At 69.1% G+C, this 11,851-nt stretch carries 11 protein-coding genes; 4 read left to right on the forward strand and 7 right to left on the reverse strand.

Going from position 1 to position 11,851, the window contains the following annotated elements:
• Window positions 1-926: TonB-dependent receptor (locus V7D63_RS12235; RefSeq protein WP_333592561.1), on the reverse strand; the 926-nt coding region annotated here is incomplete at its 3' end.
• A gap of 79 nt (window positions 927-1,005) precedes the next feature.
• A complete protein-coding gene (locus V7D63_RS12240; RefSeq protein ID WP_333592562.1) occupies window positions 1,006-2,211 on the reverse strand; it encodes an NAD(P)/FAD-dependent oxidoreductase in 1,206 nt (401 codons plus the stop codon).
• Between the two features lie 189 nt (window positions 2,212-2,400).
• Between V7D63_RS12240 and zwf the strand changes: the two genes are divergently transcribed.
• From zwf to glk, 4 genes are read left to right on the forward strand one after another with little or no spacing between them, the layout of a single operon-like run.
• Window positions 2,401-3,861 (forward strand): glucose-6-phosphate dehydrogenase, encoded by a 1,461-nt coding sequence (gene zwf, locus V7D63_RS12245; RefSeq protein WP_333592563.1) that lies wholly within the window; start codon window positions 2,401-2,403, stop codon window positions 3,859-3,861.
• Window positions 3,851-4,561, forward strand: a complete 711-nt coding sequence (gene pgl / locus V7D63_RS12250) for a 6-phosphogluconolactonase (RefSeq protein ID WP_333592564.1) — start codon at window positions 3,851-3,853, stop codon at window positions 4,559-4,561. The genes zwf and pgl overlap by 11 nt, the downstream gene beginning before the upstream one ends.
• Complete coding sequence (gene edd / locus V7D63_RS12255) at window positions 4,558-6,447, forward strand: phosphogluconate dehydratase (protein WP_333592565.1); 1,890 nt, start codon at window positions 4,558-4,560, stop codon at window positions 6,445-6,447. The genes pgl and edd overlap by 4 nt, the downstream gene beginning before the upstream one ends.
• Complete coding sequence (glk, locus tag V7D63_RS12260) at window positions 6,444-7,421, forward strand: glucokinase (RefSeq protein WP_333592566.1); 978 nt, start codon at window positions 6,444-6,446, stop codon at window positions 7,419-7,421. Before edd ends, glk begins: the two co-directional genes overlap by 4 nt.
• 31 nt (window positions 7,422-7,452) lie before the next feature.
• Here the strand turns inward: glk and V7D63_RS12265 are convergent, their stop codons facing one another.
• From V7D63_RS12265 to V7D63_RS12285, 5 genes are all read right to left on the reverse strand, one after another.
• On the reverse strand, window positions 7,453-7,818 hold the full coding sequence (locus V7D63_RS12265; RefSeq protein ID WP_333592567.1) for a hypothetical protein: 366 nt from the start codon (window positions 7,816-7,818) through the stop codon (window positions 7,453-7,455).
• On the reverse strand, window positions 7,815-9,128 hold the full coding sequence (gene hmgA, locus V7D63_RS12270; protein WP_333592568.1) for a homogentisate 1,2-dioxygenase: 1,314 nt from the start codon (window positions 9,126-9,128) through the stop codon (window positions 7,815-7,817). The genes V7D63_RS12265 and hmgA overlap by 4 nt, the downstream gene beginning before the upstream one ends.
• A 93-nt stretch (window positions 9,129-9,221) precedes the next feature.
• The gene (locus tag V7D63_RS12275; protein WP_333592569.1) at window positions 9,222-10,340 is read right to left on the reverse strand and encodes an acyl-CoA dehydrogenase family protein; all 1,119 of its coding nucleotides are present in this window, start codon (window positions 10,338-10,340) and stop codon (window positions 9,222-9,224) included.
• 4 nt (window positions 10,341-10,344) lie between these two features.
• Complete coding sequence (locus V7D63_RS12280) at window positions 10,345-11,526, reverse strand: acyl-CoA dehydrogenase family protein (protein ID WP_333592570.1); 1,182 nt, start codon at window positions 11,524-11,526, stop codon at window positions 10,345-10,347.
• Between the two features lie 51 nt (window positions 11,527-11,577).
• Window positions 11,578-11,851 (reverse strand): Lrp/AsnC ligand binding domain-containing protein (locus tag V7D63_RS12285; RefSeq protein WP_333592571.1); only part of this gene is annotated, 274 nt, incomplete at its 5' end.

Here is an 11,851-nt window from a genome sequence, read left to right on the forward strand (position 1 = left end):
TGCTCGATCTTCAGGGTCGCGGCGTCGGCCGTGGTGGTCAGATAGTCGCGCGCCGTCACGCCGTAGAAGCTGTCGTAGGGCACGTCCAGGATGCCGCTGGCGGTCGTGCGCACGCCGATCTTGGTGAACAGGGGGATGCCGTAGTCGGGCATCTGGTTCGACGTCAGGTGATAGAACATGGCGGTCAGGGTGGTGTCGGTTCCCAGACCCGCCGCGAAGGACGCGCCGACGCCCCAGCGGTCGAAATCGACCGCTTCGCGGCCCGCCACGTCGCCTTGCGACGCCATCAGGTTCAGGCGCAGGGCGGCAGTGTCGCCGATGACGTGGTTCACGTCGGCGGTCGCTCGCACGAAGCTGTCCGTGCCCACGCCGACCGAGCCGCGCGAAAAGTCGGTCAGACGCGGCGTCTTGGACGACAGATTGATCGAGCCGCCGCCCGAACCCCGGCCGTTATAGACGCTGTCGGGACCCTTGATGACCTCGACCTGCTCCAGGTTGAAGACCTCGCGCTGCTGGCCGCCCGAGTCGCGCAGGCCGTCGACGAAGACGTTGTTGGACGAGGCCTGACCGCGAATGAACGGCCGATCCGCCAGAGGCTGGCCGCCCTCGCCCGCACCGAAGGTGATGCCCGGCGAGGTGCGCAGGATGTCCTGCAACGAGGTCGCGGCGGTCTGTTCGATGATCTGCTGCGGAATGATGACCACCGAACGCGGCGTGTCTTCCAGCGGGGCGGTGAACTCCGGCGCCGTAGGTTCGCGCTTCACCGTCTGGCCGACGACGTTGACCGTGCCCAGATTGGTCGAATCCTGCGGATCGGCGGCGGCCGTCGGAACGTCCGACGCCATGGCCTGGCCCGCGCACATCAGGCCGGCGGCGCTGGAGGCGAAGATGAGGGAACGCAGGGCCGAGGCCGGGGAAACAGACATCATGAACTCAGGTTGATATTGCGATGCGCTCGCATTATCGACCCGCGCCGCGGCGCACAAGGCTAGTTGAGAATTATTCTTAGCTTTGCGCGACGGATTTCATCGACTGTTCCGTTGCGGCCAGCTTCGCATCGTCGATCGGGGTGCGACGGCCGATGAACTGCTTGCCCGCCATGAACTCAGCCGAAGCGTTGACGGCCTCGACGCAGACGATGCGGTCCCCCGCCATGTGGAAGACGGCGAAGCCGGGGGCGGACGGATCGCCGCGCACGATCTGGCGATCGGCGGCGAAGGGCAGACCGGCGATCTGAAGCTTCAGATCATACTGGTCCGACCAGAACCAGGGGACCTCGGGCGCGGGCGCCGGGCGGCCGGTGATGGCGGCGGCGGCCTGTTTGGCCTGCTCCAGGGCGTTGGGCACGCTCTCCAGCCGCCAGGCGCCGTCATGGACGGGCACGGGACGCCAGGTCATGTCGCCCAGGGCGTAGATCGACGGATCGGACGTCCGCGCCGTCTCGTCCACGACCACGCCGTTGTCACACGCCAGCCCCGCCTCGGCCGCTAGTGACGCATTGGCCAGGGCGCCGACGCCGACCAGCACCGCATCCGCCTCGACCAGGCGGCCGTCAGCCAGGCGCACGCCCGCGCCCTCGAACCCCGTCACCTCGGCGCCGGTCAGAACCTGGACGCCCTCGGCGCGGTGCCGGGCGGTGAAATGTTCGGACAGGGTCGCGGACGCCACCCGCGCCAGCACCCGGTCCATGCGTTCGATCACCACCGCCTCGGCGCCCAGCGCCCGGGCCGAGGCCGCCGCCTCCAGCCCGACATAGCCGCCGCCGACCACCGCCAACCGTCTGCCGGGTCCCAATGTCGCCTTCAGCCGCTCGGCGTCGCCCAGGGTCCGAAGCTCCAGCAGATCGGGCCGGTCGGCGCCCGGCACGGTCAGCCGCCGCGCCGTCGAACCCAGCGCCAGAATCAGGACGTCATAGGGTTCGACCGTCCCATCGGCGAAGGTCACGGTCTTGGCCGCGCGGTCGATGGCCGTCGCCGTGACGCCGGTGCGCAGGTCGATGGCCTTTTCGGCGTAGAAGCTCTCGGGCCGCAGCAGCAGGTCTTCCAGATCCGCCTCGCCCTTCAGCCAGGCCTTGGACAGGGGCGGCCGCTGATACGGCGGCGCGCTCTCGGCGCCCGCCAGCAGGATCGGTCCCTCGTGCCCATATTGCCGCAGCAGGGCCGCCGCCGTGCCGCCCGCGTGCCCCGCCCCGATGATCACGATCCTGCTCATGGTTCGCAGATAGAGCGAAGCTGGACGCTTCGCCAGCGGTCGGAACCGCCCGCGCGCGGCGGCGGTTTCCTTTCACGGACGGCGTCACATGGTGTTTCATCGTCCTCGTGGCGGTTGGCGGACGGCGCGGGAACCGCCAAACACGAACCGAAGCGGCGCCGCGGCGGCCCGCGCAAGGAAAGGGAGCGGATGGCGGCTCTGGTGCTCTTCGGCGGCGGCGGCGACTTGGCGATGCGGATGCTGCTGCCCTCGCTCTATTTCCTGGAGCACGACGGCCTGTTGCCCGACGGCCTGAAGATCATCGGCGCGGCGCGATCCGACGACAGCCGCGACGCCTATGTCGCCAAGGTCCGCGCGGCGGTCCAGGCGCGGGCCAAGTCCGACGACGCCTGGGACGAGGCCTCATGGGGGCGGCTCGAAGCCCGGCTCGACTATCTGGCCGTGGACGCCACCAGCGCCGACAGTCTGAAACCGCTGAAGGCCAAGGTCGGCGACGGCGGCGCGACCAGTTTCCTGGCGGTCTCGCCCTCGCTCTACGCCCGCATCGTCACGGCGATGAAGGCTGCGGGCCTGGCCGGGCCGAACGACCGGGTGGTGCTGGAAAAACCGGTCGGCCGCGACCTGGAGAGCTTCCGTCAGATCGACGACGCCGTGTCCCACGCCTTCAGCGAACAACAGGTGTTCCGCATCGACCACTATCTGGGCAAGGAGACGGTTCAGAACCTGATCGCCCTGCGGTTCGGCAACACCATCTTCGAGCCGCTGTGGAACAATCTGACCATCGACCACGTCGAGATCACGGTCGGCGAAACCGTCGGCGTCGGCGACCGCTGGCCTTATTACGACGAGTACGGCGCCCTGCGCGACATGTTGCAGAACCACATGCTGCAACTGCTGTGCCTGGTGGCCATGGAGCCGCCCAGCGACCTGGACCCGGACTCGGTGCGCAACGAGAAGGTCAAGGTGCTGCGCTCGCTGCGGCCCATCACGCTTGAGGATGTCGAGCGTGTCACCGTGCGCGGCCAGTACGGCGCGGGCGTCGTCGACGGCAAGCCCGTCGAAAGCTATGCGGCCGAGCGCGGCCAGGCGTCGGACACCGAAACCTTCGTCGCCATCCGCGCCGACATCGACAACTGGCGCTGGGCGGGCGTGCCCTTCTTCATGCGCACCGGCAAGCGCCTGCCTGAGAAGCGCACCGAGATCGTCATCCAGTTCAAGCCGGTGCCGCACTCCATCTTCGATCGCGGCGACCGGGGCCAGGTGCGGGACAACCGGCTGGTCATCGAGCTGCAGCCCGAAGAGGACATCAGCCTGACCGTCATGAACAAGCGGCCGGGCCTGGATCAGCGGATGCAGCTTCAGCCGATCAAGATGAGCCTGTCGTGGGGCGTGGACGGCAAGACCGCCGCCGCGCCGCGCCGTCGCATCGCCTATGAGCGGCTGCTGCTGGACGCCATGGCGGGGGACTCCACCCTGTTCGTCCGCCGCGACGAGGCCGAGCAGGCCTGGAAATGGGTCGATGAGGTTTCCGAGGCCTGGACCGGCGCCCATATCAAGCCCCTGCCCTATGCGGCCGGGACCTGGGGTCCCCAGGCGGCGGACCTGCTGCTGTCGCGCACGGGGCGGGCGTGGAACACCAATGACGCCTGACATCCAGACTTTCGCCACCGGCGCCGACTGGGCCGACGCCTGCGCCCGGCGTCTGACCGACGCCTTGTCCGAAGCCGTCGCCGAGACGGGTCGCGCCACCTTCGCCGGATCGGGCGGTTCGACGCCCTCGTCCATCTATAGGCGCATGGCCCAGACCGAGCTGGACTGGTCGCGCGTCGCCGTCACCCTGGTCGATGAACGCTATGTGCCTGAGAGCGACGATCAGTCGAACGCGCGCCTGCTGAAACAGACTCTGCTGACCGACCGGGCGACGGCGGCGCGCCTGGTTCCGCTGTATCATCCCGCCGTGACCGTGGACCGGGCCGCGGCCATGGCGGCGGCGGCGCTGCGTCCCGAGGGACGGCTGGACGCCGTGCTTCTGGGCATGGGCGAGGACGGGCACATCTGTTCGATGTTCCCCGACAGCCCGACCTTGAAGACCCTGCTCAGCCCTGACCTGAACCCGACAGTCCTGGGCGTGCCCGCCGGGCGCGAAGGGGCGGCGCCGTCCCTGGAGCGCCTGTCGATCAACCTGCCCTATCTGATCCAGGCGGGCCGGGTGGTCCTGGCCCTGACCGGCGCCCGCAAGCGGACGGTGTTTCAGGACCAGGCGGCGGGTGATCCAACCGTGACGCCGATCGCCGCCCTGATCGCGCACAAGGTCCCGCTGGACGTGCTGTGGACGGAGACCGCGCCATGACCCTGAACCCCGTCGTCGCCGAGGTCACCAACCGCATCGTCGAGCGCAGCGGCCCGACGCGCGCCGACTATCTGCGCCGCATGGACGCCGCCCGCGAACGGGGCGTCGCCCGCGCCAAGCTGTCCTGCGCCAACTGGGCGCACGCCTTCGCCGGCCAGACCCCGGCCGACAAGCTGACCATGATGGGCGGCCAGGCGCCGAACCTGGGCGTGGTCACCGCCTATAACGACATGCTGTCGGCGCATCAGCCGTTCGAGCGCTTCCCCGCCATCATCCGCCAGGCGGCGCGAGACCTGGGCGCCACGGCCCAGGTCGCGGGCGGGGTTCCCGCCATGTGCGACGGCGTCACCCAGGGACGCCCGGGCATGGAGCTGTCGCTGTTCAGCCGCGACATCATCGCCATGTCGACGGGCGTGGCGCTGAGCCATGACGCCTTCGACGCCGTCATGGCCCTAGGCGTCTGCGACAAGATCGTGCCGGGCCTGTTCATGGGAACCCTGGCCTTCGGCCATCTGCCGGTCGTCTTCGCTCCGGCCGGGCCGATGCCGTCCGGCATTCCCAACGCCGAGAAGGCGCGGGTGCGCGCCCTGTACGCCCAGGGCCTGGTCGACCGTCAGACCCTGTTGCAAAGCGAGATCGGCAGCTATCACTCGCCCGGCACCTGCACCTTTTACGGCACGGCCAATTCCAATCAGATGATGATGGAGATGGTCGGCCTGCACCTGCCCTCGACCGCCTTCGTCCATCCCGAGACGGGCCTGCGCGACGCCCTGACGGCGGCGGCGGCCAAGCGGGCGATCGAACTGACGCACAGCGGCGAGGGCCGCATGGCCGAGGTCGTGGACGAGAAGTCCATCGTCAACATGATCGTGGCCCTGCTGGCCACCGGCGGCTCGACCAACCACGCCATCCATCTGGTGGCCATGGCGCGGGCGGCGGGGATCGTCGTCGACTGGACCGACATGGACCGGCTGAGTTCGGTCACGCCGCTGCTGGCGCGGGTCTATCCAAACGGTTCGGCCGATGTGAACGCCTTTCAGGCCGCGGGCGGCACGGCCTTCGTGACCCGCGAACTGGCGCGGGCTGGGAACATCCACACCGACGTGACCACCATCATGGGCCGGGGGATCGAAGCCTATTTCCAGGAGCCGATGCTGGAGAACGGCGAACTGGTCTGGAAGGACGGCGTGGCCGAGAGCCTGGACCGGGACATCCTGCGCCCCGCCTCGGACCCGTTCCAGAAGGACGGCGGCCTGCGGCTGGTTCAGGGCGACCTGGGCCGGGCCGTGATCAAGGTGTCCGCCGTCAAGCCCGAGAACCGCATCGTCCAGGCGCCCGCCGCCGTGTTCGAAACCCAGGAAGAGGCGCTGCAAGCCTTCAAGGACGGCCGGCTGGACCGCGACGTGGTGGTGGTGCTGCGCTTCCAGGGTCCGCGCGCCAACGGCATGCCGGAGCTGCACAGCCTGTCGCCCGCCCTGTCCGTGCTTCAGGACAAGGGCTTCAAGGTCGCCTTCGTCACCGACGGCCGCATGTCGGGCGCCAGCGGCAAGACCCCCGCCGCCATCCATGTGTCGCCCGAGGCCCTGGCCGGAGGTCCCTTGGCCCACATCCGCGACGGCGACATCATCCGGCTGGACGCCGAGACCGGGGTCTTGACCACGGTCGACGTCGGCGACCTGGCCTCGCGCCCGGCCGCGCATCGGTCGCCCGAGCACGCCGAGGGCGCCGGTTGGGGCTATGGCCGCGAACTGTTCACCGTGTTCCACAACACCGTCGGCGCCGCCGAGGCCGGAGCCTCGGTCTGTTTCCAGCCGTCCGTCGGCGCAGCCGAGCCGAAGGACACGGCGTCCGATCCGAACATCGTCGACCGGACGGTCGACGCATGACCCAGGCGAACGATCCCCGCACCCTGCTGGTCGGCGACGTGGGCGGCACCAACGCCCGCTTCGCCGTGGCCCGCTGGACCGACGGCGGCCCGGTTCTGGACCACCATAAGAGCTTCCCGGCCGAACGTTATCCGACCTTTCTGGAAGGGGTTCAGGCCTTCATCGACGGCTGCGCGATCAAGCCGTCGGGCGGGGTCATCGCCGTGGCCGGGCCGGTGACGGACGGGACCATCGACCTGACCAATTCGCCCTGGCGGGTGTCGGAGACCGAACTTCAGACCCTGGGCCTGGACCCGATCCGCCTGATCAACGATTTCGAGGCCCAGGCCTGGGGCGCGCCCATCGTTCCGGCGGGGGCGCTGGAGCGGCTGGGCGGACCCGAGGCGGGCGATGCGCACGCGGCCCTCGCCGTCCTGGGACCGGGCACCGGCTTTGGCGTCTCGGGCCTGGCCCGCGACGTCGACGGGCGTCAGGTCGCCTTGCCGTCCGAGGGCGGCCACGCCTGTTTCGCGCCCAATGACGCAGTCGAGGACGAGATCCTGCGCATCCTGCGCCGCCGCTATGAACGGGTGTCGATCGAACGGCTGATCTGCGGTCCCGGCCTGTTGAACATGCACCGCGCCCTGGCCGAGATCGACGGACGCGAGAGCCACATCGACGATCCGGCCGAGATCACCCGACAGGCCATGGCCGAGCCGAACAGCACCTGCGGCGCCACCCTGGCGCGGTTCTGCGCCATCCTGGGATCGGTGGCGGGCGACATCGCCCTGACCCTGGGCGCGCGCGGCGGGGTCTATGTCGCGGGCGGCATCGCCCCGCGCATCCTGCCCTTCCTGAAGGCCAGCCCCTTCCGCGAGCGGTTCGAGAAGAAGGGCCGGTTCCAGCCCTATCTGGCCCAGGTCCCGACCTGGGTCATCACCCACGAACACGCCGCCCTGCTGGGCGCCGCGCGGGTGGCCTTCGACCGGGACTGAACCGGGTCGCCGACCAGGCTGGCCGCTCGCCTCAGTCGATGCAGAGGGTCGCCTCGGCCTTGCCGCCCTTGATGGTGGTGAAACAGCCGAAACGGTTGCTGGTCGCCTGGCACACCCCGCGCGCGGACTGGCCCTCACGCAGGGTGGCGTCGGGTTGGGCGCGGCAGTCGCCTTGGCACTGGCCGCCGTCGGTGCAGGCCTTGCCCGCGTCGCCATAGGTGACGACGCATTGCATCGTCTGCATCCGCCCGACCGGGGTCATGGTCCCGCCCCGCGCCGCGCATTCGGACGACGACAGGCTCTGAACCGGGCGCGCGGGCGTGTCGCCGGGGATCGGGGCGGGCGCGCAGGACGCCGCGATCAGGGCCAGGGCGGCGGCCAGGACGCGCGACGTCAAGACACCCGGCCCTTGTCGAAATCGGACCAGACGTCGTCATAGTCCAACTGCATCGTCGGGGTTCCCTCGGCCCAGGCCGTGGTGCGGATGGGCATGCGGGTTTCGAACATGAAGGCCAGGGTGTTCTCGATCTTGACCGGCTTCAGATCGGCCTTGATCGCCCCTTCATAGCTGGCCTTGTCCGGGCCGTGGCCGCTCATGCGGTTGTGCAGCGACGCGCCGCCGGGGGCGAAGCCGCCCGCCTTGGCGTCGTATTCGCCGTACACCAGGCCCATGAACTCGCTCATGACGTTGCGGTGGAACCACGGCGGACGGAAGGTGTTTTCGGCCACCATCCAGCGCGGCGGGAAGATGACGAAGTCGATATTGGCCGTGCCCGGCGTGTCCGACGGACTGGTCAGAACGGTGAAGATCGACGGGTCCGGGTGATCGTAGCTGACCGTGCCGATGGTGTTGAACCGCGCGGTGTCATAGCGGTACGGAACCAGGTTGCCGTGCCAGGCCACCACGTCCAGCGGGCTGTGGGCGAAGGTCGTGGACCACAGTTTGCCGCCGTATTTCTGGATGCATTCGGTCGGACGCTCGGCGTCCTCGAACCAGGCGACGGGCGTTTCAAAATCGCGCGGATTGGCCAGGCCGTTCGCGCCGATCGGTCCCAGGTCCGGGATGCGGAAGGCCGCGCCGTAGTTCTCGCACACATAGCCGCGGATCGGCTCATCCGCCTCGACCCGGAAACGCACGCCGCGCGGAATGACGACGATGTGGCCCAGCGCGGCTTCGATCAGGCCGAACTCGGTGACGAAGCGGTGCGCGCCCTGCTGCGGCACGATCAACAGTTCGCCGTCGGCGCAGTAGAAGACGCGGTCGGTCATCGACCGGTTGGCGACGTACATGTGGATGCCCGAACCGCCGCCCGAATCCGCGTCGCCGTTGCCGCCGTAGGTGACCAGACCCTCGACCCAGTCGGTCGGCTCTTGCGGCATCGGCAGCGGGTCCCAACGCATCCGGTTGGGGTTCGGCGGCGTCTCGTCGAACGGGCCGGAACGCACGCCGCCCTGGTCGAACGGCCTATAGGGTCCATGCTGGGCCGTCGGCCGCAGACGATACAGCCAGCTCCGGCGGTTCTCGCTGCGCGGCGCGGTGAAGGCGGTGCCCGACAACTGCTCGGCATACAGCCCCATGGGCGTCTTCTGCGGCGAGTTGCAGCCTTCCGGCAGGGCGCCCGGCACGGCCTCGCTGGCGAAATGGTTGCCGAAGCCGGTCAGATACTCGGTCGCGTTTCTTTGGGGCGCGTTGGATCGCGTCGTCATGGTGCGTCGTCTCCCGTTGCGGCAGCTTTAGCCGCCGTCAGGCCTAGCGTCACCTGCGGCGCACCCGGATTGCGCTGGATCAATCCGATGGGTTCAGAACCCCTGCGCCCGCGCCATTCGGTCCTGGTGCAAGCCCGCATCGCCCAGCAGTTCGTTCAGCACCCGCACGCGTTTCATGAACAGGCCGATGTCGAATTCATCGGTCATGCCGACGCCGCCGTGCATCTGCACCCCCTCCTGCACCGCCAGTTCGGCGACGCGCCCGGCCTTGGCCTTGGCGACAGCGGCGATCAACGGCGCATCCTCACGGCCCGCATCCACGGCTTGCAGCGCCGCCAGGGTCGCGGCGCGGGCGATCTCAAGCTCCGAGAACAGGTGCGCCGCCCGGTGCTGCAAGGCCTGGAACTCGCCGATCAGTTTTCCGAACTGCTTGCGGGTGCGCAGGTAGTCGAGCGTGATCTGAAACGCCTGATCCCCGGCCCCGACCAGGGACGAGGCGACACAGCCCCGGCCCAGGGTCAGCACGCCGTCAAGGATGGCGTCGCCGCCGCCGACCGGACCGATCACGGCGTCGGCGTCCACCTCGGCGTTCGTCAGCGTCACCCGGGCGGCGTTATGGGCGTCGACCATGACGGTGCGTTCGATCCCGACCCCCGCCGTCTTCGGATCGACCAGGAACAGGGTCGTCCCCTCCGGCGTCTTCGCCGCGACGATCAGGGCGTCGGCGACATGGCCGTCCAGCACCATGGCCTTGGCGCCGTTCAGCTTGAAGCCGTTGCCGTGGCGTTCGGCGGTCGTGGCGATGCGGTCGGGCCTGTGCTTGGCCCCCTCGTCGACGGCCAGGGACACGATGGCCTGACCCGCCGCCATGCGCGGCAGCCATTCGGCCTGCTGATCCTCGGACCCCGCCGCCAGCGTCCGCGCGCCCAGCACCGCCGTGCCGAGAAAGGGCGAGGGCGTCAGCGTCCGGCCCAGGCTTTCGGCGATCACCCCCGCCTCGACGGCGCCCAGCCCCATGCCCCCATGCGCCTCGGGGATCACCACGCCCGCGAACCCCATCTCGCCAAACGCCCGCCACAGATCGCGGGAGACCCCGTCGGCATCGCGCGTGTCGCGCAGTTCGCGCAGATGGGCGATGGGCGCATGTTCACTCAGGAAGCCGTCGGCGGCGTCCTTCAGCATGGTCTGTTCGTCGGTCAGGATCAGGGGCATCGGCTCACGCTCCAGGCAGTTGGAGCAGGTGTTTGGCGATGATGTTCAACTGCACCTCCGAGGTCCCGCCCTCGATGGAGTTGGCCTTGGTGCGCAGCCAGTCGCGGGCGGGGGTTCCGTTGCGCGACCGTTCGCCCTCCCACTCCAGCGCCTCGACGCCGCCGGCCGCCATCAGCAGTTCGTGGCGGCGCTTGTTCAGCTCGGAGCCATAGTATTTCAGCATCGAGGCGATGGCCGGATGGGCCTGTTTGGCCTTCACCTGATCGCCGACCCGCTCCATGGCCAGGCGGAAGGCCGCGGCGTCGATCTCCAGCTCGGCGATGCGCGCGCGCAACATGGGGTCGTCCAGGCGCCCCGCCTCGTCCAGGCCGATATGGTCGGCCGCGACCTGACCGACGGGCCGCCCGGCGCCGATCTCGCCCATGGCGCCGATCATGGTGCGTTCGTGGGCCAGCAGGTGTTTGGCCACGTCCCAGCCGCGGTTCAGCGTCCCGACGAGGTTTTCCTTCTCCACCCGCACGTCATCGAAGAAGGTCTCGCAGAAGGGCGACTTGCCGCTGATCAGGGTGATGGGCCGCGTCGTCACGCCGGGCGTCGCCATGTCGAACAGGACGAAGCTGATGCCCAGATGTTTGGGCGCATCCGTGTCGGTGCGCACCAGACAGAAGATCCAGTCGGCCTTGTCGGCATAGCTGGTCCAGATCTTCTGGCCGTTGACGATCCAGTGGTCGCCCTTGTCCTCGGCGCGCGTCTGGACCGCCGCCAGATCGGACCCGGCGCCGGGTTCGGAATAGCCCTGGCACCAGCGGATTTCGCCGCGCACGATCTCGGGCAGAAAGCGCTGCTTCTGCGCTTCCGTGCCGAAGGCCAGAAGCGCCGGTCCCAGCATCCAGACGCCGAAGCTGTTCAGGGCCGGTTGGGCCTTGATGCGTCGCAGTTCGGAGGCCAGCACCTTGGCCTGTTCGCGGCTCAGCCCCCCGCCGCCGTATTCGACCGGCCATTCCGGCGCCGTCCAGCCGCGCGCGGCCATGCGGTCCAGCCAAAGCCTGTGCGCAGGCGTCTTGAAGACGGCGTTGCGGCCGCCCCAGATGGCGGCGTCCTCTTCGGCCGGGCCGCGGCATTCGGGGGGACAGTTCGTCTCCAGCCAGGTGCGGGTTTCAGCGCGGAAGTCGTCCAGCTCGCTCATGGGGCGAGCCTAGCAGGGATTTCGGATGACGCTACGTCAGCGCCCGATGTCTCAGCGGCTGGACGTGAACGGCGAGAAGGTGATGACGGTGAAGGTGTCGCGGACGTGGGGCCGGGTCTGGACCGACTTGGTCACGAAGGTGCCGATGTCCATGTCTCGGGGCAGGTTGAACTTGGCCAAGAGGTCGTACTGGCCCGAGGTCGAATAGCACTCCGACACGTATTCGACGTTGTCCACGATGTCGGCCGCCACGTCATTGGCGTGGCCCAGCTCGCATTTGATGAAGACGAAGATGGCGGTCATCATGGCGGCGGGTCCTTCCGGC

Source organism: Brevundimonas sp. (assembly GCF_036732845.1).
In the GTDB taxonomy this organism is placed as follows: domain Bacteria; phylum Pseudomonadota; class Alphaproteobacteria; order Caulobacterales; family Caulobacteraceae; genus Brevundimonas.

Excerpts from the sequence above, each read along its gene's own strand:
- zwf (WP_333592563.1), top strand. The coding sequence starts at position 2,401 with ATGGCGGCTCTGGTGCTCTTCGGCGGCGGCGGCGACTTGGCGATGCGG.
- V7D63_RS12280 (WP_333592570.1), bottom strand. The coding sequence starts at position 11,526 with ATGAGCGAGCTGGACGACTTCCGCGCTGAAACCCGCACCTGGCTGGAG.
- V7D63_RS12275 (WP_333592569.1), bottom strand. The coding sequence starts at position 10,340 with ATGCCCCTGATCCTGACCGACGAACAGACCATGCTGAAGGACGCCGCC.
- glk (WP_333592566.1), top strand. The coding sequence starts at position 6,444 with ATGACCCAGGCGAACGATCCCCGCACCCTGCTGGTCGGCGACGTGGGC.
- pgl (WP_333592564.1), top strand. The coding sequence starts at position 3,851 with ATGACGCCTGACATCCAGACTTTCGCCACCGGCGCCGACTGGGCCGAC.
- hmgA (WP_333592568.1), bottom strand. The coding sequence starts at position 9,128 with ATGACGACGCGATCCAACGCGCCCCAAAGAAACGCGACCGAGTATCTG.
- V7D63_RS12240 (WP_333592562.1), bottom strand. The coding sequence starts at position 2,211 with ATGAGCAGGATCGTGATCATCGGGGCGGGGCACGCGGGCGGCACGGCG.
- edd (WP_333592565.1), top strand. The coding sequence starts at position 4,558 with ATGACCCTGAACCCCGTCGTCGCCGAGGTCACCAACCGCATCGTCGAG.